This is a genomic window from Neobacillus sp. BF23-41, from assembly GCF_041106275.1.
Genome location: NZ_JBGBPR010000006.1, coordinates 211,500 through 234,238, shown reverse-complemented (window position 1 = coordinate 234,238; position 22,739 = coordinate 211,500). Strand labels below are relative to the sequence as shown.

At 39.0% G+C, this 22,739-nt stretch carries 19 protein-coding genes and 13 tRNA genes; 27 read left to right on the top strand and 5 right to left on the bottom strand.

What is annotated here, in order from left to right; genetic code table 11:
* Position 1 precedes the first annotated feature (1 nt).
* From AB7942_RS12650 to AB7942_RS12565, 18 genes are all read left to right on the top strand, one after another.
* Positions 2-77: transfer RNA gene (locus tag AB7942_RS12650), tRNA-Ala, on the top strand.
* 18 nt (positions 78-95) lie between these two features.
* Positions 96-172: transfer RNA gene (locus AB7942_RS12645), tRNA-Met, on the top strand.
* 8 nt (positions 173-180) lie between these two features.
* Positions 181-257 (top strand) — tRNA-Ile (locus tag AB7942_RS12640).
* Positions 258-276: 19 nt separating this feature from the next.
* Positions 277-369, top strand: a tRNA-Ser gene (locus tag AB7942_RS12635).
* A 23-nt stretch (positions 370-392) separates the two neighbouring features.
* Positions 393-466 (top strand) — tRNA-Met (locus tag AB7942_RS12630).
* Between the two features lie 2 nt (positions 467-468).
* A tRNA-Asp gene (locus tag AB7942_RS12625) sits at positions 469-545 on the top strand.
* 159 nt (positions 546-704) lie between these two features.
* Positions 705-780, top strand: a tRNA-Phe gene (locus AB7942_RS12620).
* 27 nt (positions 781-807) lie between these two features.
* Positions 808-883 (top strand) — tRNA-His (locus AB7942_RS12615).
* Positions 884-900: 17 nt separating this feature from the next.
* Positions 901-974, top strand: a tRNA-Gly gene (locus tag AB7942_RS12610).
* 6 nt (positions 975-980) lie between these two features.
* Positions 981-1,057: transfer RNA gene (locus AB7942_RS12605), tRNA-Ile, on the top strand.
* 31 nt (positions 1,058-1,088) lie between these two features.
* Positions 1,089-1,163, top strand: a tRNA-Asn gene (locus tag AB7942_RS12600).
* A 3-nt stretch (positions 1,164-1,166) separates the two neighbouring features.
* Positions 1,167-1,257 (top strand) — tRNA-Ser (locus tag AB7942_RS12595).
* Positions 1,258-1,265: 8 nt separating this feature from the next.
* A tRNA-Glu gene (locus tag AB7942_RS12590) sits at positions 1,266-1,337 on the top strand.
* A 645-nt stretch (positions 1,338-1,982) separates the two neighbouring features.
* On the top strand, positions 1,983-3,926 hold the full coding sequence (gene glgB, locus AB7942_RS12585) for a 1,4-alpha-glucan branching protein GlgB (protein ID WP_369447101.1): 1,944 nt from the start codon (positions 1,983-1,985) through the stop codon (positions 3,924-3,926).
* Positions 3,874-5,019, top strand: a complete 1,146-nt coding sequence (locus AB7942_RS12580; protein WP_335439989.1) for a glucose-1-phosphate adenylyltransferase — start codon at positions 3,874-3,876, stop codon at positions 5,017-5,019. Before glgB ends, AB7942_RS12580 begins: the two co-directional genes overlap by 53 nt.
* 22 nt (positions 5,020-5,041) lie before the next feature.
* Positions 5,042-6,073 (top strand): GlgC family sugar phosphate nucleotidyltransferase, encoded by a 1,032-nt coding sequence (locus AB7942_RS12575; RefSeq protein ID WP_335439987.1) that lies wholly within the window; start codon positions 5,042-5,044, stop codon positions 6,071-6,073.
* Complete coding sequence (glgA, locus tag AB7942_RS12570; RefSeq protein WP_369447100.1) at positions 6,070-7,521, top strand: glycogen synthase GlgA; 1,452 nt, start codon at positions 6,070-6,072, stop codon at positions 7,519-7,521. The genes AB7942_RS12575 and glgA overlap by 4 nt, the downstream gene beginning before the upstream one ends.
* Positions 7,511-9,907, top strand: coding sequence for a glycogen/starch/alpha-glucan phosphorylase (locus AB7942_RS12565; protein WP_369447099.1), 2,397 nt, complete (start codon positions 7,511-7,513; stop codon positions 9,905-9,907). Before glgA ends, AB7942_RS12565 begins: the two co-directional genes overlap by 11 nt.
* Before the next feature lie 222 nt (positions 9,908-10,129).
* Here AB7942_RS12565 and AB7942_RS12560 read toward each other — a convergent pair whose 3' ends face one another.
* Positions 10,130-11,065 (bottom strand): 1,4-dihydroxy-2-naphthoate polyprenyltransferase, encoded by a 936-nt coding sequence (locus AB7942_RS12560; protein ID WP_369447098.1) that lies wholly within the window; start codon positions 11,063-11,065, stop codon positions 10,130-10,132.
* Between the two features lie 357 nt (positions 11,066-11,422).
* Here AB7942_RS12560 and AB7942_RS12555 point away from each other — a divergent pair, with 357 nt between their 5' ends.
* The 6 genes from AB7942_RS12555 to menC all read left to right on the top strand — a co-directional run bounded on the left by AB7942_RS12555 (position 11,423) and on the right by menC (position 18,914).
* Entirely contained in the window at positions 11,423-12,823 is a 1,401-nt protein-coding gene (locus AB7942_RS12555) for an isochorismate synthase (protein WP_369447097.1), read from the top strand.
* 2 nt (positions 12,824-12,825) lie between these two features.
* Positions 12,826-14,574 carry a 2-succinyl-5-enolpyruvyl-6-hydroxy-3-cyclohexene-1-carboxylic-acid synthase gene (menD, locus tag AB7942_RS12550; protein WP_369447096.1) on the top strand — a complete coding sequence of 583 codons (1,749 nt, stop codon included), beginning with the start codon at positions 12,826-12,828 and terminating at the stop codon, positions 14,572-14,574.
* Positions 14,575-15,387 (top strand): 2-succinyl-6-hydroxy-2,4-cyclohexadiene-1-carboxylate synthase, encoded by an 813-nt coding sequence (gene menH / locus AB7942_RS12545; RefSeq protein WP_369447095.1) that lies wholly within the window; start codon positions 14,575-14,577, stop codon positions 15,385-15,387.
* Positions 15,388-15,405: 18 nt separating this feature from the next.
* On the top strand, positions 15,406-16,224 hold the full coding sequence (menB, locus tag AB7942_RS12540) for a 1,4-dihydroxy-2-naphthoyl-CoA synthase (protein ID WP_088089340.1): 819 nt from the start codon (positions 15,406-15,408) through the stop codon (positions 16,222-16,224).
* A gap of 90 nt (positions 16,225-16,314) precedes the next feature.
* Complete coding sequence (locus tag AB7942_RS12535; protein ID WP_369447094.1) at positions 16,315-17,808, top strand: o-succinylbenzoate--CoA ligase; 1,494 nt, start codon at positions 16,315-16,317, stop codon at positions 17,806-17,808.
* Positions 17,808-18,914: an o-succinylbenzoate synthase gene (gene menC, locus AB7942_RS12530; RefSeq protein ID WP_369447093.1), complete on the top strand. Its 1,107-nt coding sequence runs from the start codon at positions 17,808-17,810 to the stop codon at positions 18,912-18,914. Before AB7942_RS12535 ends, menC begins: the two co-directional genes overlap by 1 nt.
* A 48-nt stretch (positions 18,915-18,962) precedes the next feature.
* Here menC and AB7942_RS12525 read toward each other — a convergent pair whose 3' ends face one another.
* Positions 18,963-19,901, bottom strand: coding sequence for a metal ABC transporter solute-binding protein, Zn/Mn family (locus AB7942_RS12525; protein WP_369447092.1), 939 nt, complete (start codon positions 19,899-19,901; stop codon positions 18,963-18,965).
* A 215-nt stretch (positions 19,902-20,116) separates the two neighbouring features.
* Between AB7942_RS12525 and AB7942_RS12520 the strand changes: the two genes are divergently transcribed.
* Complete coding sequence (locus AB7942_RS12520; protein ID WP_369447091.1) at positions 20,117-20,689, top strand: beta-class carbonic anhydrase; 573 nt, start codon at positions 20,117-20,119, stop codon at positions 20,687-20,689.
* Here the strand turns inward: AB7942_RS12520 and yidD are convergent.
* Positions 20,686-20,913, bottom strand: a complete 228-nt coding sequence (gene yidD, locus AB7942_RS12515; RefSeq protein WP_168245403.1) for a membrane protein insertion efficiency factor YidD — start codon at positions 20,911-20,913, stop codon at positions 20,686-20,688. The two genes, AB7942_RS12520 and yidD, sit on opposite strands and share 4 nt — an antisense overlap.
* 141 nt (positions 20,914-21,054) lie before the next feature.
* Here yidD and AB7942_RS12510 point away from each other — a divergent pair, with 141 nt between their 5' ends.
* Positions 21,055-21,528 (top strand): S-ribosylhomocysteine lyase, encoded by a 474-nt coding sequence (locus tag AB7942_RS12510; RefSeq protein WP_369447090.1) that lies wholly within the window; start codon positions 21,055-21,057, stop codon positions 21,526-21,528.
* A gap of 61 nt (positions 21,529-21,589) precedes the next feature.
* On the opposite strand, the gene ytzI is transcribed toward AB7942_RS12510, so the two are convergent.
* Both ytzI and AB7942_RS12500 read right to left on the bottom strand, forming a co-directional pair.
* Positions 21,590-21,763, bottom strand: a complete 174-nt coding sequence (ytzI, locus tag AB7942_RS12505) for a YtzI protein (protein ID WP_369447089.1) — start codon at positions 21,761-21,763, stop codon at positions 21,590-21,592.
* 111 nt (positions 21,764-21,874) lie between these two features.
* Positions 21,875-22,132 (bottom strand): DUF6154 family protein, encoded by a 258-nt coding sequence (locus tag AB7942_RS12500; protein WP_066258317.1) that lies wholly within the window; start codon positions 22,130-22,132, stop codon positions 21,875-21,877.
* Positions 22,133-22,333: 201 nt separating this feature from the next.
* On the opposite strand from AB7942_RS12500, the gene AB7942_RS12495 reads away from it, so the two are divergent.
* Positions 22,334-22,651, top strand: coding sequence for a hydrolase (locus tag AB7942_RS12495; protein WP_369447088.1), 318 nt, complete (start codon positions 22,334-22,336; stop codon positions 22,649-22,651).
* The last annotated feature ends 88 nt before the right edge of the window (positions 22,652-22,739 follow it).

Here is a 22,739-nt window from a genome sequence, read left to right as displayed (position 1 = left end):
TGGGGCCTTAGCTCAGCTGGGAGAGCGCCTGCTTTGCACGCAGGAGGTCAGCGGTTCGATCCCGCTAGGCTCCACCATAATTAAATTGTATATTTGGCGGTGTAGCTCAGCTGGCTAGAGCGTACGGTTCATACCCGTAAGGTCGGGGGTTCGATCCCCTCCGCCGCTACCAAATATTGAGGACCTTTAGCTCAGCTGGTTAGAGCAGACGGCTCATAACCGTCCGGTCGTAGGTTCGAGTCCTACAAGGTCCACCATTAGTTTCATAATGAACACGGAGGAATACCCAAGTTTGGCTGAAGGGATCGGTCTTGAAAACCGACAGGCGGGTCATTCCGCGCGGGGGTTCGAATCCCTCTTCCTCCTCCATATTATTTCTATAATTTTATTGTCGCGGGGTGGAGCAGTCTGGTAGCTCGTCGGGCTCATAACCCGAAGGTCGCAGGTTCAAATCCTGTCCCCGCAATTGGTCTGGTAGTTCAGTTGGTTAGAATGCCTGCCTGTCACGCAGGAGGTCGCGGGTTCGAGTCCCGTCCAGACCGCCATTTTCATTTGGCAAAGTAATATGGCTCAGTAGCTCAGTCGGTAGAGCAGATTGCTCACATCACTGCAAAAGCTTCTATGGCAATCTGCGAGAAAGAACGAAAGTTCTTTTGAGCAAAGGACTTACAGTAATATAAGATTAGGGTACCATCCTTATTTTTGGCTCAGTAGCTCAGTCGGTAGAGCAAAGGACTGAAAATCCTTGTGTCGGCGGTTCGATTCCGTCCTGAGCCACCATTTTAATTAAATAGAATTTTTATTGTGGCGATTGTGGCGAAGTGGTTAACGCACCTGATTGTGGTTCAGGCATTCGTGGGTTCGATTCCCATCAGTCGCCCCATAATAAATTTATTATATGCGGGTGTAGTTTAGTGGTAAAACCTCAGCCTTCCAAGCTGATGATGAGAGTTCGATTCTCTTCACCCGCTCCAATTTATGGGCCTATAGCTCAGCTGGTTAGAGCGCACGCCTGATAAGCGTGAGGTCGATGGTTCGAGTCCATTTAGGCCCACCATATATCTTTTCACAGCAGCAACTTTAATTATTCCGCAGTAGCTCAGTGGTAGAGCTATCGGCTGTTAACCGATCGGTCGTAGGTTCGAGTCCTACCTGCGGAGCCAAACGGGGAAGTACTCAAGTGGCTGAAGAGGCGCCCCTGCTAAGGGTGTAGGTCGGGTGACCGGCGCGAGGGTTCAAATCCCTCCTTCTCCGCCATATATTAAGGCCCCTTGGTCAAGCGGTTAAGACACCTCCCTTTCACGGAGGTAACACGGGTTCGAGTCCCGTAGGGGTCATACAAAAAAACTGATAACAACATGTTATCAGTTTTTTTGTATGACCTATTAAAGAAAGAAAGATATAGATTACATTTATGATTTCAAAGATCTATTGGATACAATGTAAAGACTTTTTATCGAACTAATGACGCCAATAGGCCCTATTGGATTGGTTTTCTAGACTTTTTATCGAACTAATGATGCCAATAAGTCCCTTTGGCTCGATTTTACAGAAACTCTCCGCTTTTTCCATGAGATGTCTAAACCTATAAATCCGCTTGAATGTCCAAATTCTTAGAACCATTAGAGGACGCCTTTTATACAAGGAAAGTTATATTGATATAACTTTTAGTGTCCTCCTCTCCTTAGCGAAAGCCTTGATAACGCTTACATTCGCAACAATTTCCCCTAATTTTGAACTATTTTTTAAATAACATTTTTTGTATGAAAATCATAGAAAACTAAAAAAAAATTTATATATTTTTGGCGATTACTGATAGAAAAATTGGTGTATGGTGTCGAAATTTGTCGCATCTTAGGGTTATATAGCATATTGCCTCACCTATTGTCAGAAAAGATAAAAAAGTTTTATGAGGAATATTGATTAATAGCCATTATAATTGGTCTTTGAAATACTTATTTTCATTGGGAATGAGGAGAGCCATGACAGTGAATACATTTTTTCCGACTGACTATCAGTTACATTTATTTCACGAGGGAAATTTTTTCCAAAGTCATCAGCTTTTTGGCGCTCATATCTTTAAGAATTCCGATAAGGTTTATACACGATTTTGCGTATGGGCCCCTAATGCAATGCAGGTTAAGCTTGCGGGGGATTTTAATAACTGGAATGGTGAAGGGTATGAATTGCAAAAGGTTAATGATGAGGGAGTTTGGATTCTGATTGTTAATAGGGATCTAACAGGGAAGCTTTATAAGTATGAAATTATCACACATTCAGGTGAGAGGCTGCTAAAATCAGATCCATTTGCTTTTTATTCTGAAATAAGACCGAATACAGCTTCTATTGTTTATTCGTTAAACCATTATGAGTGGCAAGACAATCATTGGATGAATCGAAGAGGAAAAAAGAACCTCCTTTCTGAGCCAGTTGTAATTTATGAAGTGCATTTGGGTTCATGGAAAAAGAAGGAAGACGGCGAATATCTAAGTTATAAAGAATTGGCATTGGAACTTATTCCATATGTAATTGAGCACGGATTTACACATATAGAGTTATTACCTCTAGTCGAACACCCTCTCGATGCCTCATGGGGTTATCAAGGAACAGGTTACTTTTCTGTTACATCCAGGTTTGGGACACCAGATGAATTTAGAGAATTTGTTGATCTGATTCATCAACATGGTATTGGGGTTATTCTTGATTGGGTGCCTGGTCATTTTTGCAAGGACGCTCATGGCCTTTACCGTTTTGATGGGACTCACATTTATTCCTATAGCACAGCTAGCGACAGAGAGAATGCTGTTTGGGGAACTGCCAACTTTGACCTTGGAAAAGGAGAGGTACAAAGTTTTCTAATCTCAAATGCCCAGTTTTGGATTGACTATTTCCATATTGATGGTTTCCGAATGGACGCAGTAGCTAATATCATTTACTGGCCGAATGGATCAAATGAGAAGCGTGAAAACCCATTTGGAATTAACTTTTTGAAAAAATTAAACCAACATGTTCATGAGTATGAACCATACTTTTTAATGATTGGTGAAGATTCAACAGAATTTCCTAATGTCACAACACCAGTTACATACGGTGGGCTTGGCTTTGATTATAAATGGAATATGGGCTGGATGAATGACATGCTTGAATATATGGAAACTCCCCCTTACTCGCGCTCACATGTTCATTCTAATGTAACGTTTTCATTTTTATATGCCTTTTTAGAAAACTTTATGCTGCCATTTTCTCACGATGAAGTGGTACATGGAAAAAAATCACTGCTCGATAAGATGCCAGGCGATTATTGGGAGAAATTTGCACAACTTAGACTCTTGCTAGGGTATATGTTTGCTCATCCTGGAAAAAAACTTTTATTTATGGGTTTTGAACTGGGCCAGTTTTCTGAATGGAAAGATAAAGAACAGCTCGATTGGAACTTAATGGACTATGAGATGCATCAAAAATTAAATGCCTACGTAAAGTTTTTAACTAAATTCTATAAACGTTCAAAGGCACTTTATGAACTCGATCATTTACAGGACGGATTCGAATGGATAGATGCCAATAATAGCCACCAATCTGTTTTCTCTTTTATGAGAAAAGGGAAAAAGTCTGAAGAAACATTAGTGGTTATTTGCAATTTTACTGGTGTCAATTACCCAATGTATAAAATTGGTGTTCCTAAATCCGGTGAGTATCGAGAAATTTTCAATAGTGATCATAAAGAATACGGTGGAGCTGGATTGGTTAATAAAAAGACTATCATAGCAGAAGAAGAACCATTCCATGGCCAGCCATTTTCACTAAATCTAGCAATTCCCCCATTTGGATTTCAAATCATCAGACCAGTTAAAAAGAGGAAGGAGCGAAAAGGAAATGGCAAAGAAGAAGTGCGTAGCCATGTTATTAGCAGGAGGGAAAGGAAGTAGGCTTAATTCGCTGACAAAGGATCTAGCGAAACCAGCTGTTCCTTTTGGAGGTAAATATCGAATTATTGATTTTGCATTGAGCAATTGCGCCAATTCTGGCATCGATACGGTTGGGGTATTAACACAATACCAACCATTGTTATTAAATTCCTATATTGGGATTGGAAGCGCGTGGGATCTTGACCGAAAGGATGGCGGGGTAACTGTATTACCACCGTATGCTGAATCTTCCGAAGTAAAATGGTATACAGGCACTGCAAGTGCGATTTATCAAAACCTTAATTACCTTAAACAATACCAGCCTGAATATGTGCTAATCCTATCAGGTGACCATATTTACAAAATGAACTATGAGAGTATGCTTGAATATCATATTGAAAAAAGGGCAGACGTAACTATTTCTTTAATTGAAGTTCCTTGGAATGAAGCCAGTCGTTTTGGGATCATGGATACAGACGAAGAACTAAGAATTGTCGATTTTGACGAAAAACCAGCGAATCCAAAAAATAATCTTGCTTCGATGGGCATTTATATTTTTAACTGGAATATACTTAAAGAATATTTAGAAATGGATGACCGTGTTCCTGAATCGAGTCATGATTTTGGTAAAGATGTGATTCCGATGCTTTTAGAGGAAAATAAAAAATTGTTTGCTTATCCATTTAAAGGCTATTGGAAAGACGTGGGTACGGTCCAAAGCCTCTGGGAAGCTAATATGGATCTACTAAGAGAAGAATGTGACTTAGATTTGTTTGATCACGGATGGAGGATTTATTCAGTTAACCCGAATCAGCCGCCACAATATATTTCTCCGAGTGCGTTGGTTAAAGAGTCACTTATTAATGAGGGATGTACAATAGAAGGGGAAGTAGAGAAATCAGTTCTTTTTCAAGGGGTTACTGTTGGAAAAGGATCAACTATTTTAGAGTCGGTCATAATGCCGGATGCGATCATTGGTAATAATTGTTTGATTGAAAGGGCCATAGTACCTTCTGAAGTGAATGTTCCTGACGGGACAGTTATCCGCTCGTTCGATGAAGAGATTATTCTAGTTACTAATGAAATGTTAAGCGGGTTATACCCTGCTTTTTAATATAATACAGGAGGGACTTGGATTGAAAAAAAAGCTACTAGGAGTCATTGATGCCACAACATACCATGAAGATTTGGAAGATTTATTAACACATCGCTCACTTGCTGCCCTGCCTTTTGCAGGAAGATATCGTATTATTGATTTTGTGCTATCGAATATGGTGAATTCAGGTATTCGAAGTGTGGCAATATTTCCAAAAATGCAGTACCGTTCACTGATGGATCATCTAGGTTCAGGGAAAAACTGGGATTTGGATCGAAAACGGGATGGCCTTTTCTTTTTCCCATCGCCAATAGTTGATTACGATGGAAATACAATTGGTTCGTTTGAGAATTTTGCAGCAAATTTAGACTTCTTTTATCGCAGCACGCAAGAGTATTCGATTATTTCCAATTGCAATACGGTTTTTAATATGAACTTTAGACCAATCTTAGATTGGCATATCAATTCAAGATGTGACATTACCGAAATCCATCAAAAGGATGGAGCTTCGATGGAGATGTACTTAATCAAAACATCCCTACTTATTAAGCTGATTGAAACGCGTAATGAAACAGGGTATACCTGTATGAAGGATGTTGTAAATGATATTGAAAATCTTTACTCGATTTGTAACTATGAATATGACGGTTATTCCGTGATGATAGATTCGATCGAAAACTATTTTTCTACTAGTATGAATTTGCTACAGTCGGATGTCTGGAAAAAACTATTTATTAAAGAACAGCCGATTTTCACAAAGGTAAAGGATGAGCCGCCAACGAAATATAATAAAGGGTCTGTTGTAAAAAATGCAATGATTGCCAATGGATGTTTAATTAGCGGTTCAGTAGAAAATAGTATTATATCCCGAGGTGTAAAGATTGGAAAAGGTGCAGTTATTAAGAACTGTATCATTATGCAAAAGTGCCAGATCGAAGATAATTGTTATCTAGATTCCGTTATTTTAGATAAAGATGTGAAAGTTGAAGCAGGAACTAAATTAACTGGAACAGCGGGGTCACCATTTGTGGTTCGTAAAGGGACAAAACAAGGAGCGTTGATGAACTCGTGAAAGTACTATTTGCCGTTTCGGAATGTGGACCATTTGCAAAATCGGGAGGACTTGCCGATGTTGCTGGTTCCCTTCCAAAAGAATTAAAGAGTTTGGGAACTGATGTCAGAGTTATTCTACCTAAATACGGAACAATTTCAGAAGAATTTAAGAGTGAGATGAAAAAGGTTAAAGAATTTACTGTTTCTGTTGGCTGGAGAAATCAGTATTGCGGAATTGAAGAGCTCACACACCAGGGAGTTACATTTTATTTCGTAGATAATGAATACTACTTTAAACGAGAAAATTTATATGGATATTTTGATGATGGGGAAAGATTTGCTTATTTTAATAGGGCTGTCTTAGACACACTTGCCCAGCTAAACTTTTTTCCAGATGTGTTACATTGCCATGACTGGCACACGGCGATGATTCCTTTTCTGTTACGAACTGAATATTATAAAAGAAAAGGTTACGGCTTAATGCGTACTGTTTTTACGATTCATAATCTTCAATTCCAAGGGATCTTTCCAAAAGAGGTGTTGGGAGACTTGTTAGGCATGGATTACAATTCCTTTCACACTGGTCACTTAGAGTTTTTCGGAAATATCAATTATATGAAGGGTGCTCTTGTATCTGCAGACAAAATTACGACAGTTAGCCCAACCTATAAAGAAGAAATTCAAACACCTGTATTTGGTGAAAAGTTAGACGGTCTCTTAAGAGAAAGAAATGATGATTTAATTGGGATTTTAAATGGGATTGATGAAGATTTCTATAATCCTGTTTCCGACCCATTAATATATCAAACATATACGGCTGATAATCATCAAAAAAAATCAATCAACAAAAGTGAGATTCAAAAACATTTTGGATTACCACAATCTGAGCGTACACCTTTATTAGTCATGATTACAAGGCTGACAAGGCAAAAAGGACTTGATTTAGTTAAATGTGTCCTTCGTGAAATTTTGCAGGAGGATCTGCAGGTCATTATCCTTGGAACAGGTGATTATGAATACGAAGAACATTTAAGACAGGCTGCACGCATTTATCCTGAAAAATTAAGGGTTCATACCGGTTTTAATGAAGGTCTTGCCCATAAACTTTATGCCGCTGCAGATTTATTTTTGATGCCATCCCAATTCGAACCATGCGGGCTTGGACAGTTGATTGCAATGAAATATGGTGCGATCCCGATCGTTAGGGAAACTGGCGGCTTAAATGATACAATAAAACCTTGGAACGAATTTACTGGAAAAGGAAATGGATTTTCTTTTTCAAATTTTAATGCCCATGATATGCTCTATACAATTAAAAGAGCACTAAGCGTTTATCACGATTCAAAATCGTGGAAATCGATTGTAAAACAAGCAATGGAAATGGATTATAGCTGGGCACAGTCAGCATATAGCTATAACCAGTTATATGCAGAGATCGTTGCAAGGAGTGAAACACATGTTTTCTAATACGGTCGAGTTTAAGGAAGCTTTTCTAAAAAGGATTGAGATGGTATGTGGGAAGAGTTTCCCTGAAAGCTCAGCCAGGGATCACTATCAAACCCTTGGAACAATGATTAGCGAATTTGTAAGTAATGATTGGATTACTACAAACGAGCGCCATTTGGCGGCAAAGGGAAAGCAGGTTTATTACCTCTCTATTGAATATCTTTTGGGGAAATTACTAAGACAAAATCTAATTAACCTGGGTGTGGAAGAGACGGTGCAAGCAGGCCTAGAGGAATTAGGAATCGATCTAGGAGAATTAGAGGAATATGAGGCAGATGCAGGCTTAGGAAACGGCGGCTTAGGAAGATTAGCTGCCTGTTTTCTAGACTCACTTGCATCACTTAATCTGCCGGGTCATGGTCATGGCATTCGTTACAAACATGGCTTATTTGAACAAAAAATTGTTGATGGCTATCAAGTAGAATTGCCGGAACAATGGCTAAGGAACGGAAATGTTTGGGAAATCCGTAAAACCGATAGTTCCATCAAAATCCCATTTTGGGGTAAGGTGGAAACAAAGATGGAAAATGGCCGACTTGTGTTTCATCACCTACATGCTGAAACGGTCACCGCAGTACCTCACGACATGCCGGTCATCGGCTATCAGTCAAAAACCATCAATACACTAAGACTTTGGAATGCAGAGCCTTCCCAATTTCCCTTACACGAGGATATTTTAAAATATAAACGGGAAACGGAAATGATTTCTGAGTTTTTATATCCTGATGATACCCATGATGAAGGAAAGGTTTTAAGATTGAAACAGCAATACTTTTTGGTATCCGCTAGTATACAATCTATTTTAAAGACCTATCGGAAACAACACAGCAGCTTAAAACAACTCCATGAACATATCTGTATTCACATTAATGATACACACCCTGTCCTCGCCATTCCCGAGTTAATGAGAATCCTAATTGATGACGAAGGATTTGATTGGGAGCAGGCATGGAACATTACAAAACATACTATTTCTTACACCAATCATACCACCTTGTCAGAAGCGTTAGAGAAATGGCCAATACATATTTTTCAACCGTTGCTTCCAAGAATATTTATGATTGTAGAAGAAATCAATGAACGATTTTGCCATGAACTTTGGGAGCAAACACCAGGTGATTGGGAGCGGATTAAGGGACTAGCCATCCTTGCCGATAATTATGTAAAAATGGCTCATTTGGCTATCGTCGGAAGCTTTAGTGTGAATGGTGTGGCGAAACTGCATACTGAAATATTAAAGAAACGCGAGATGAATCAATTTTATCAATTGTTTCCTGATAAATTTAACAATAAAACGAACGGAATTGCCTACCGCCGCTGGCTGTTAAAAGCGAACCCAAAACTATCTTCATTGATTACAGATACGATTGGGTCTGCATGGACATATAAAGCTACGGAGCTTTCCCAATTACTTAATTATCAAAACGACACTTCGTTTTTAGAGCAATTGTTAAAAATTAAGAATGAAAACAAACAAACACTTGCCAAGATTATTTTCGATAAGACGGGAACTGCCGTTGATACTGGTTCAATCTTTGATGTACAAGTGAAGCGGCTCCATGCTTATAAGCGGCAGCTTTTAAATGTCTTACATATTATGCATCTCTATAATCGGATCAAAGAAGATTCAAGCTTCAAGGTTGTTCCAAGGGTGTTTATTTTTGGAGCGAAAGCATCGCCAGGATATTATTATGCGAAGAAAATCATTAAGTTAATAAATACAGTTGCTGAAAAAGTTAACAATGACCCATTTATCAACGACAAAATTAAAGTGATTTTTCTTGAAAATTATCGTGTTTCTCTTGCGGAGAAGATCTTTCCAGCAGCAGATGTCAGTGAACAAATCTCCACGGCTAGTAAGGAAGCTTCTGGAACAGGTAATATGAAGTTTATGATCAATGGGGCATTGACGGTGGGGACCTTGGATGGGGCCAATATAGAAATTCGTGAATTAGTCGGTAATTCCAATATATTCACGTTTGGACTAACTGCAGATGAAGTTCTTCACTACTATCAACATGGCGGATATCAATCCGATGAATATTACCATCACGATTATCGAATTCGTCAAGCCGTTGACCAGCTTGTGAATGGCTTTTTTCCTGGTGTTTATAATGAATTTGAACCAATATTCGATTCACTCCTTCAGGAAAATGATCAATATTTTGTTTTAAAGGATTTTGCTTCCTATGCAGAAACACAACGTTCCATTGGAGAAGCGTTTATTGACCGATTACGTTGGCAGCAAATGAGTCTAAATAATATCGCCCAGGCTGGTTATTTTTCAAGTGATCGTACGATTCAGGAATACGCAGACGATATATGGGGAATTAAGCCTCTACAATAAGATAAGCGCAAGCGCCCTGTTCAGCGGCGTATGGCCTGGAGCGCTCCAACTGAGATAAAGGAAACACGAAGAGCCGAAGGTGATTCGATGTTGACTTATCGTAGGGCGGAGAGCGAAGGACACTAGCCGCTAGGGCGCTGGAGCTGGACAATTTTCAAAGTCGAAATTTATATTTTCTAATCTTATAAAAAAACTTCTGCCAGTCTATGGCAGAAGTTTTTTTTATAAGTAATGCCCAGCGAAAATTCCGATTGCTAATAAAAACCCAAATATCGTATTGGTTTGGGCTGTTGCTTTCATCGCTGGTGCCATTTGAATCGGCAGGGTATTTTCAATAAATCCTTTGGTTGCTTTAATAGCCTTTGGGGCGCTAAGAATTACAAGTGCTGTCCAAATTGGTAAGACACCAATAATGATGAGTCCCAAAACCCAAAGAAATGAAAAAGTGAACATCCCTGTTAATAAGTAAATAGCACCTTTCTTACCTAATAGAATAGCAACTGTTTTACGGCCGTTTTCTTTGTCGCCATCCAAATCACGGATGTTATTCGATAACATAATCATACCAACCAATATCATACTTGGAACTGAAACGAGAATACTTGTGCTGCTGACTGTTCCCGTTTGAATAAAGAAGGCGATTAAAATAATCAGCATCCCCATAAAGAAACCTGAAAGAATTTCACCAAATGGTGTATAGGCGATTGGGAAAGGACCTCCAGTATAAAAATACCCCACAGCCATACAAATTAGGCCTACAATGGCTAACCACCAGCTACTATTTGCGCAAATATAGATCCCTAATAATAGGGCAATTCCATAAAAGCCAAACGCAAGATTTAGGACTGTTTTGGGTTTGATTCCGTCACGAACAATCGTACCGCCAATCCCAACGGATTGGGCAGTATCCAGACCGCGTTTGAAATCGAAATATTCATTAAACATATTGGTTGCAGCTTGAATCAATAAACTCGCTATAAGCATGGCAAAAAATAGACCAAAATGGATTTTCCCATACTTAAGGGCTAATGCCGTACCAAGCAGAACTGGTACGAATGCAGCGGTTAATGTATGTGGGCGGGTCATTTGCCACCAAACTTGAAAGCCGCGGTTTGATTCAACTACAGGATTCGAGCTTTGCTGTATATTTGGTTGCATAGTATCTCTCCCTTTTTAGTTTTTTTCTCTCTATTTAAAGGTTTAGAATCGATTATTTGATGGGCTTTGCCCAAAACTAAGTGTATGAAATTCAAGGAATAGTGTCAATTAATTTTTCTTATCAAATCTAGAAGATTATACCTGTTTGATTATTATTGGATGGTTGGTGGGAAAATGAAACTAATTAAATGAGAATACTTTTTTTATCAGTAAGATGAAAACTTAAGATATAATACGGAATGAGGAAGGTTTGCTAGTGACAAGTATTACTGACTTCTTTACAATGAGAGTAGTATGTTAAAATTTGCATTAATATGAATGGATAACAGTCATTTCGGCTGTTTTGGAGGGATTTGTTTGGTTACCATTCAAGAATTGGAAATAATGGAACGAGGTCTTTTGGCTGTTAATAGGGCAAAAGAACTTGGCCGGCCCATTTTAATTAGTGAAGTTCATAAAATGGACACGATTAACCCACTATCATTTTTTAATATAGGAAAAGAACATTATCGCGGGGAACGATTTTTCTGGAAGGACCCAACGGACGAGACGGTGCTAATTGGACTTGGGATTTCGAAACAAATTCAGACGGATCAGGCTTCTGACCGCTTTTTTCATGTTGAAAAGGAATGGGAAAAATTTTTAGAGGACTGCCTCATTTTTAATCCATATACAGAAGTTGGTGTAGGACCCGTCATGTTCGGGGGCTTCTCTTTTGACCCCTACAAGGATAAAACAGACCTCTGGTCCAAGTACGCTGATTCATTGTTCCACATACCCAAATTTTTATTGAGTATCATTCGCGGTCAAACGTATTTAACCACGAATACAGTTTGTACTCCACATGAGGATCCTTATTTATTTAAGAAAGTGAGCAAAGAGAGAAATCAGCTATTAAATTCGCTCCATCAGAATGAACGGATGAGTACAGCGTCACTTCTAGAAACGCGAGAGATTGAACCAGAGGAGTGGAAAAAAACTGTTGACGGAGTTGTGAAGGAATTAACAGAAGGCCCGCTTAAGAAGGTCGTTCTCGCCCGAGAATTGCGGCTTGTTTTTGACGATCAGGTAGAGGCAGAGGATGTATTGAATAATTTATATATGCAGCAGCATGAAAGCTTTATTTTCGCATTTGAATCGAATGGTGATTGTTTTATTGGAGCATCTCCAGAAAGACTAGTGAAAAAACATGGCAATGAGGTTTATTCTACCTGCCTTGCAGGTTCTATTTCACGGGGGAAAACCGAACAAGAAGATTTGAAATTAGGTCAAATGTTATTAAATGATCAAAAAAATCTGATTGAGCATGGTTTCGTTGTTGAAATGATTAAAGCAGCACTTGAAGAATCATGTGAGGAAATTATCCTGCCTGACAAGCCGCAGTTGATGAAGATACGGGATATTCAGCACCTATATACCCCTGTTATCGGAAAATGCCATAAGGATGCTTCCTTGTTGTTATTAGTCGATCGACTTCACCCAACACCAGCACTCGGCGGACTGCCTAAGGATGAAGCAGTTGTAAAGATTAGACAAGTAGAAGAACTGGACCGTGGATTCTATGCTGCTCCTCTAGGGTGGGTGGACTACAGAAAAAATGGCGAATTTGCTGTTTCGATTCGATCTGGACTGATCCAGGGGGATGAAGTATCGTTGTTTGCAGGTTGTGGAGTAGTAGCAGATTCTGACTCAGAAAGTGAATATTTGGAGACGAGCTTGAAATTTAAACCAATGCTCCGAGCCCTTGGAGGAAATTAAATATGAATCATCAAGAATCATTAACAGCCTATATAGCCGCCGTAGTTGCTGAACTTATTTTTTCGGGAGTTACGGATGTAGTTGTTAGCCCTGGTTCAAGATCAACTCCAATGGCGATGATCATGGCAGAACATCCTGACCTGAAAGTCCATATCCATGTTGATGAACGGTCAGCGGCTTTCTTTGCGTTGGGCATTGCAAAGTCGTTAAATAAGCCAGTTGCCATACTTTGTACTTCAGGTACAGCAGCAGCAAACTATTTTCCTGCGATTGTTGAAGCGCGTTATGCTCGGGTACCATTGATTGTACTTACAGCGGATCGACCGCATGAACTGAGAGAGGTTGGTGCCCCACAGGCAATCGACCAAATTCATTTATATGGAAAGCATGTGAAATGGTTCTCCGAAATGGCATTGCCTGAAAAAAGTGATGAAATCATCCGCTATGCCAGGACCGTTTGTGCCCGGGCAGTTGCGATTGCCACTAGTGCCCCTTCTGGTCCTGTACATTTGAATTTTCCTTTCAGAGAGCCGCTAATTCCAAAGATGGATGATGAGCTCTTCCAGCTTAATGAACGACCAAATGGGTATATAAAAGTTCAAAACGGGGACTTAACCCTTTCAGATGAACATTTTCAGGAAATAGCTGAAAGGCTTAATAAGACAAATAAAGGTGTTATTATTTGTGGAAACCTGGGAGATTCTGAATTTCCTAACGCGGTTACGCAATTAGCTGAGAAATTAAATTTTCCAATCATTGCAGACCCCTTATCACAATTAAGAAGTGGGCAACATAGCCTTAAAAATATCATTGAAACTTATGATACCTTCCTAAGGAATGAAGATGCAAAAACCTTCCTTAAACCAGAAATTGTTATTCGAATTGGTGCTATGCCAATATCAAAAGCATTAACGATCTTCTTAAAAGAAAATGGAGATGCTGAACAATTTGTGATTGATGGCGGCGGAGGCTGGCGTGATCCTTCATCCTTGTCAACCAGGATGATCTTTTGTGATGAATCGGTATTCTGCAAGAAGCTATTGTCATATACGAATGAGAACCCCTCATCCCAATTTTTAACGAAATGGAAAAAGGTAAACGGGTTAACCAAAGAAAATATGAATGCTCTAAGAGATATAACAGAATTAAGTGAAAGCAAACTATTTTATCAATTAGCCGATATGGTACCAGAGGGTGCTACCCTTTTTGTTGGCAATAGTATGCCAATTCGCGACTTGGATAGTTTTTTTATTAACAATAATAAAGCAATCAAAGTAATGGCGAACAGGGGAGCCAATGGGATCGATGGTACTGTTTCGACCGCTTTAGGTGCAGCTTTATACTCAAAATCTTTATACCTTGTCCTTGGCGATTTAACTTTTTTCCACGACTTAAATGGTCTGATTGCAGCAAAGTTGTACAATATAGATATTAATATTCTTCTGGTTAACAATAATGGAGGCGGAATTTTTTCCTTCCTTCCTCAATCGGAGCATCCTAAGAATTTTGAACTGCTGTTTGGAACCCCACTAGATCTAGAATTTGAGCATTCGGTTAAGATGTTTAAGGGTGAATTTACGAAGATTGAAGATTGGGACCATTTAGGGTCAGAAATGATGAAGGCTATGAATCAAACGGGGTTAAAAGTATATGAACTTAGAACAAACAGAGACGTTAACCGTGACGAACACCGCGGATTTTGGAGCTTTGTTTCCCGGGAAATATCGAACTTTGTCAAAGGTGAACAGTAAATGAAGATTGTTAGCGACGGGATTCAATATCATGTCGAAGTTTACGGGGAAGGATCTATCCCGCTTGTTCTTTTACATGGATTTACCGGGGACTGCTCGACATGGACTCCTTTCTATGATGCTTGGGAGAAGCAAATGAAACTAATTAATCCTGACATCATTGGACATGGAAAAACGGAATCACCCGATGTACTTAGTCGATATCAAATAGAGTCAGTTGCGAAGGATTTAAAAACGATCCTTGAACATTTAGATGTTAAGCAAGTAGATTTACTTGGTTACTCAATGGGTGGAAGACTTGCCCTTACTTTTGCCCTGCTTTTTCCTGAGCGGGTCCGTAAATTAATACTTGAAAGTGCCTCACCAGGTCTGGCAACAGAAAATGAAAGTCAACTTCGCCGTATGAAAGATGCGGAACTTGCTAAATTTATTAAAGAACAGGGGATAAGCTCGTTTGTAGATTATTGGGAAGGGATCCCCCTTTTTCAAACGATGAAACGATTGCCTTCAGCACAAAAGCAGGTCATAAGAGAACAGCGTTTAAACAATTCGCCTACTGGGCTCGCGAACAGCCTGCTTGGGATGGGAACCGGATCTCAGCCTAACTGGTGGGGGAAATTAAACGAACTAACTTGCGAGGTCATGCTGTTAACGGGTGAAGAAGATAAAAAGTTTTGTGATATTGCGGATAAAATGATGAAAGAGCTAAAAAATAGCTCTTGGGTGGTTATTGAAGGTAGTGGGCATGCAATTCATGTGGAAGAACCAGAAAAGTTTGGTACAATAGTAAGTGACTTTTTGTCAAAAGAATAAATAAGGGAGGATTTCATTTTGACAGTAGAATGGATTGCAGGACGCAAATATGAGGAAATTCTATATGAAACATACAATGGTATTGCGAAAATCACCATTAATCGTCCACATGTACATAATGCATTTACACCGAGAACTGTTTCGGAATTAATTGATGCTTTTGCCTTCGCACGAGATGATTCTAGTGTAGGAGTTATTATTTTAACTGGAGCAGGAGATAAGGCATTTTGTTCAGGTGGTGACCAAAAAGTTCGTGGCCATGGGGGATATGTTGGAGAGGATCAAATTCCTCGTCTAAATGTTCTTGACCTTCAGCGCCTTATTCGTGTTATTCCAAAACCTGTTATCGCAATGGTAAAAGGATATGCCATCGGTGGTGGTCATGTGCTGCACATTGTGTGTGACTTAACGATTGCAGCGGATAATGCTATTTTCGGACAAACTGGACCGAATGTTGGAAGCTTTGATGCTGGATACGGCTCAGGCTACCTAGCTAGAATTGTTGGACATAAAAAAGCTCGGGAAATCTGGTTCCTATGTCGTCAATACAATGCCCAAGAGGCACTTGATATGGGCTTGGTGAATACGGTTGTTCCGCTTGAAAGAGTAGAGGAAGAAACGATTCAATGGTGTAGTGAAATACTTGAGAAAAGTCCAACTGCCCTTCGTTTCTTGAAAGCAGCCATGAATGCTGATACAGACGGATTAGCTGGTCTTCAACAATTTGCTGGCGACGCAACCCTGCTTTACTATACAACCGATGAAGCCAAAGAAGGCCGTGATTCATTTAAAGAAAAGCGTAAGCCTGATTTTGGTAAATTCCCTCGTTTTCCTTGATAGTTTTTACCAGCAGCTTGATGGTTTCCATCAGGCTGTTTTTAATAGAAAATCTGGGAGAAAGCAGGCAGATTAGGAAAGGTGACAATTATGCAAAGCGAAATGATACCTAATTTTTTGAAGAAAAGAGCGTTTCTAACCCCTGAACGAACAGCGGTGTATTTTCAGGAACAAACCATAACCTTTGGCGAACTCTACCAACGTTCTTATCAAGTTGCAGGACAGCTACAAGGGTTAGGAATGCGAAAAAGCCAATATGTTGGTGTGTTATTAAAAAGCAACCTAGATACAGTTGTCATATTATTTGCCCTTCAACTATTAGGGGTTCGGGCTGTAATTTTGAACAACCGCCTTTCTCCGTCGGAACTAGTATGGCAGCTAATTGATGCAAAGGCCGTCTCTTTAATAATTGAAGATACTTTTTCTGAAACAAAAACGATCATAAATAGTCAAATTCCATCAATTTGTTCGCTGACAAAGGCAGAGATATTTTCCGGCAGTCAAAACGCGCCCATTATTCAGGAAGAAATCAGCTTATCAGAAATTTGTACGATAATGTATACGTCTGGAACCACTGGAAATCCCAAGGGGGTAATCCAAACCTATGGAAATCACTGGTGGAGTTCCGTTGGTTCAGCCTTAAATTTAGGATTTATTGAAGGGGATTCCTGGCTTTGTAACGTTCCGCTTTTTCATATTAGCGGCTTTTCAATTTTAATGCGCAGTGTCATATATGGAATGCCGATCGTTCTCCACGAGCACTTTGATGTTGAAGAAACCATTCATGATATTCATGATAAAAAAGTGACCATCATGTCAGTTGTTGGTACTTCCCTGCGACGAATAGTTGATGCTCTTCGAGAGAGGCGCCTGCCTAATCATTTTCGGTGTATGCTTCTGGGAGGAGGACCTGCACCATTACCATTACTCCAAGCGTGTATAGAAAAAGAAATTCCTGTCTTCCAAACCTATGGAATGACCGAATCCTCCTCGCAAATCGTGACACTTGCTCCAGAATATAGTCTGACGAAGCTAGGCTCGGCAGGAAAGCCATTGTTCACCTCACAGCTTCAAATAGTTGCAGAAGATGGTGGTCTGGCTCCCTCAGGTATGCCAGGTGAAATTGTCATAAAAGGACCCAATGTTACCCCAGGGTATCTATTCCTTCCTGAAGTAACAGAAGAAAAGTTTATTAATGGCTGGTTCCACACGGGAGATGTGGGCTACTTAGATGAAGAAGGCTTCTTATATGTACTCGATCGGCGTTCTGACTTAATTATTTCAGGGGGAGAGAATATTTACCCTGCAGAAATTGAGGCAGTTTTGTTAGCCCATCCGGATGTTTCAGAGGCTGGTGTGACAAGTTTAGAGGATGCTGAGTGGGGACAAGTGCCGATTGCTTATATTGTAAAAAGAGAAGGAACAAATCCTTCAGTTGGAGCACTTGAGCAATTTTGTAAAGAGCGTTTAGCCAAATATAAAGTCCCTAAAGCATTTTATTTTACTAAGGAACTGCCTAGAAACGCATCGAAAAAAATACTCCGCCGAGAGCTCCGGGAGTGGGTGAAAGAGGAGACCCGGTAATGAAGATAGCAGCAGTAGAGTTAAATGTCATTCAAATGCCCTTAATTGACCCGTTTCTGACCCATTTAGGAGCCGTGAAGAACCGTGAGGGAATAATCATTAAGATAACCAATTCCGATGGTGTATCAGGGTTTGGAGAGGGCGTTGCCTTTTCTACTCCGTGGTACACAGAAGAAACGGTTAAAACAAGTTTACATATGTTAACTGATTTTTTGATTCCACTCCTTCAAAAAACACCCTTAAACCATCCTGAGGAGGTCTCTCAGCTGTTTAGCTCGGTAAGAAGGAACAATATGGCTAAGGCTGCCTTAGAAACAGCTGTATGGGATTTATTTGCGAAGAGTCATTCGCTGCCACTATCAAAACTCCTTGGGGGAACACGGTCTTTGATTGCGTCAGGGGTTGTAGTGGCCACAGATTCCACTAAAAATGCACTCCAGCAAATTGAGCAATATCTTGAGGACGGTTATCAAAGAATTAAAGTTAAAATAAATCCACAGCAGGATTATGCTTTTCTTTCTGAAATTCGCCGTTTTTATCCTGAACTGCCAATCATGGCAGATGCGAATTCTGCCTATACGATTAAGGATATCGAACGAATAAAAGCTCTTGATGACTTTAACTTGTTGATGATCGAGCAGCCGCTGGGCTATGATGATATTCTTGAACATGCCTTGCTTCAAAAAGAAATTAAAACACCTATATGTTTGGACGAAAGCATTGTCAGCTATGATGATGCTCGAAAGGCCATCGAGTTCGGAAGTTGTCAGGTAATTAATATTAAAGTGGGAAGGGTAGGGGGCTTGTATGAAGCGAAACGAATTCATGACTATTGCTTCGAAAAGGGCATACCGGTTTGGTGTGGGGGTATGATCGAGTTTGGGGTTTCTCGCGCCCATAATATTGCACTCGCCTCATTACCAGGATTTTCGATCCCAGGAGATATCTCTGCTTCTAATCGCTTTTGGGAGGAAGATATTATAACTCCCGAAGTAACCGTTGAAAACGGATTTGTCAAAGTCCCATCCAGTCCTGGGATTGGATTTGAAATAAACGAAAAAAGATTACAGGAAACCTTGCTAATGAAAGAAACATTTGTTTTATAAAAAAAATGAACCAGGTTAAAAGCGGCCTGGTTCATTTCATCTTCAAATTTAGTTATTTAACGCTATTTTTAATGATTCAAGATTTTTATTCATTAATGAAAAATAGGTTTCTTTGTTTTTGATGTTGTCGTTAGACAAAACAGCAAGATTATGAATGTGTAATGCTTTTGCCCCAATTTCTTTTTGAACAATTTTTCCAAGTTTTGATTGAACATTTTGTTCGAAAAGCATATAGTGTAAACCCTCATGTTCAGCTACAGAAATAATTTTTTCTAATTCCTTTTGGGTTGGCTCATTAGCCGTCGAAAGACCTGATATGCTGATTTGTTCAATCCCATAACGTTTTTCCCAATAACTGAACGCCGCATGGGTAACGATAATCTTTTTATGCTTCGAATTTGTAAGTGTCTGCTTATATTTAGTATTTAGTTCATCTAACTTTTGGGCAAGTTGTTTAAAATTCTCATTGAATAGTTCTTTGTGCTGCGGCATTTGTTTAATTAATGAATTACGGATGACAGCAGCCATTTCCTTTGAATAAATGGGGTCAAGCCATACATGTGGGTTGACATCCGAATTGCTATGGTCATGTTCTTCTTCTTCAAGTGAATCGTCGCTTTTTGGGAGTTTTAGTCCCTCAGCCGTTGGGACTAATGTTACATGTTCACTTTTCAATGTTCCTTTTGCTTTTTCCACAAATCCTTCAAGTCCAAGTCCAATGTAGAAAAATAAGTCTGAATCGGCTAAATTCATCATATCCTTTTGGGATGGTTCAAATGTATGTTCATCAGCCCCAGGTGGGTAGATCGTTTTGACATTTACATATTTTCCACCAATTTGTTCAGTAAAATATTGAAGTGGGAATACTGTTGTATAAATAGTTAACTGGTCCTTCTTTTTTTGTACATGGTCTTTACCATTTGAACACGCGGACAACAGAAGACTTAATGGTAACAGAAAAGAAAGGATAAGGATGATTTTTTTCATAAAGACTCCTTCAATATATTATTAAATCGGATTAATTACGATTTATTATCGAAATTTTTTTTGAATTCTGAATGATTACAAATGCATAATACGGAACGATTCCGATTTCCATTAGTATCTTACAAAAAATTTTCCTCAAAAGCAAGTATAAAATTTGGTTAAATCATTAAATATTAGGTATGCTTAAAAAGAAAACAAAAGAAAGGATGGTTATCATGAGTAACCCTACATTATTGAATGAGCTGTTAGACTATAATAAAAAATTTGTGGAGAACCACGAATATGAAAAGTATGAAACAACTAAATTCCCTAATAAACGCATGGTGATTCTTACATGTATGGATACCAGATTATTGGAATTATTGCCAAAAGCATTGAATTTGGGAAATGGTGATGCAAAGATCATAAAAGACGCTGGCGGCCTAGTGTCTCACCCTTTTGGAAGTGTGATGAGAAGTATACTGATTGCTTTATATCAATTGAAGGCTCAAGAGGTTTTAGTCATTGCCCATTATGATTGCGGCATGAGCGGTCTAAAAGCAGAACCAGTGATCGAGAATATGATGGAACGTGGAGTATCAGAAGAAACGATTGACACACTTACATATTCTGGAATCAACATTAAAAAATGGCTTCATGGATTTGATAATGTGACCGAGAGTGTTGAGCACAGTGTAGGTATCATAAAAAATCATCCATTAATGCCAAAGGGTGTTCCTGTTCATGGGTTGGTCATCGACCCAAAGACAGGAAAGCTTGATTTAATTGTTGATGGCAATAAGAATTAAAGCTTTTCTTTTTCAGGAACAGGATCCAAGCCACCAGGATGAAAGGGATGACATTTTGATATCCTTTTGATAGTGAGCCAGCCGCCTTTTAAAGCACCAAACCGCCCAATCGCTTCCAGACCATATTGGGAACAAGTAGGATAAAAACGGCAGGTCGGCGGTTTTATAGGTGAGATAACAATTTGGTAAAATCGAATAATCGCTAGGAAGGCTTTTTTTAACATGTCAATCTCTCCTTAACTACAATTAACTACAAGATACCATAAATAAATAATATCGTCTAAATTGTTAATTGTATGTAAGTGGATGAAAAAACTCGGAATTTATTGTATGATAAATGGTAGATAAAAAAAGGAGTGATATCGATGCCTTCAGTTGAAAGCTTTGATTTAGATCATAACGCTGTTAAAGCCCCTTATGTGAGACATTGCGGGGTCCACAAAGTTGGAAGTGACGGTGTTGTTAATAAATATGATATTCGCTTTTGCCAGCCCAATAAACAGGCGATGAAACCTGATGTCATTCATACACTAGAGCACTTGCTTGCCTTTAATCTTCGTGAGCACTCCGAGAAGTATGATCACTTTGATATTATCGATATTTCACCAATGGGCTGCCAAACCGGCTATTACCTTGTTGTCAGCGGCGAGCCGACTGTGGAGGAAATCATTGATCTTCTTGAGGATACAATGAAGTCTGCAGTTGAAATCGTCGAAATTCCTGCTGCAAATGAACGACAATGCGGCCAAGCAAAACTGCATGATTTGGAAGGTGCTAAACGTTTAATGCGTTTCTGGCTTGAACAAAGCAAGGAAGATCTTAAACAGGTATTTGCTTAATTAGAAAAGCTGAAGCTAGACAAATAATAAAAATTCCTATTCTACTTGAATAGGAATTTTTTTAAGCTTTATTTTGGTCCTGATTATGTTCTTGTTCCTTCTCTTGGTCAAGATATGGATTATTTTCTATTGGGTCCACAGTATGTTTATACGTGTAGGCTTTAGAAGTGGTGCCCACGGCTAGAAGCAGGATAACGATAACAATAATAATACAAATAACAGCTACTACATACATTCTTGTGAATGCCTCCTTTTTTCTTAATTGTAGCATGAATGGATGCTTTTTTGAGAAAAGAAAAAGGGAAGCCCGCTGTTTGAGCTTCCTTCCTTATGTTTTTATGTACAATCAATGAATATTTCGAGGATGATAAGTATTTGTGCGATGTTGTCCGTACTCTTCTTGGGCAAATTTACCTTTCAAACTTTCAATTAAATAAATACCCATTAAATTGTATAATTCCTGCTTATCCATTTCTTGGATTAAAGCAAGTAGATCCTCATGTGACATCTCTTCTAAAAAGGCAAATGCCAGCATGTCGATATCCTCTTCATCACCGGTTAGCTTGTTTCGGTACATTTCGTACAACTCATCAACTAATTTCATTTCGATACACCTCCTAGTTATTCTTTTCCCTTATAAACATAAAATAATTCTAACTTAACCGTTTGTAAATTAACAGAAAAATCTGTTTCTTTGATTGTATGTTTATTATAGCGTATTCATTTCTAAAAAATGAATCGAAATTTGACAAAGAATAAATTTTTTCTATTTGCAAATTACTAATGAGTAAAAGGGGATGACATAATGGATCAGCAAAAGAAGACCTATTATATTGATGTTGGAAGCGGTGAAATATCTCAAAGTGCAACAAGTTCAACCTGGAGCTATAAAATACAGGCAGATAATGAAGAAATAACCCAGCTGCGCGAGCTTTTTGACCAAAACTATTCCACCGAGTGGAAAAACTTCTTTAGAGCCCATGTGCCATATGTTGAGTATCATTATGACCGTGAAAACGATGCATATGACAGTACGATTCAGCAAGTGTATGGGATGTTGCATGAACTTGGTGACGCAGAAGCAAAAAATCATATTGAAAGTATGAATATACTACCAAAATAAAATTTTCACCCTGTAAGAAAAATCCTAACTTTAGGATTTTTCTTTTTTTTATTATAATTAAGTATAAAATAGTTGAGGCGGAAATTAG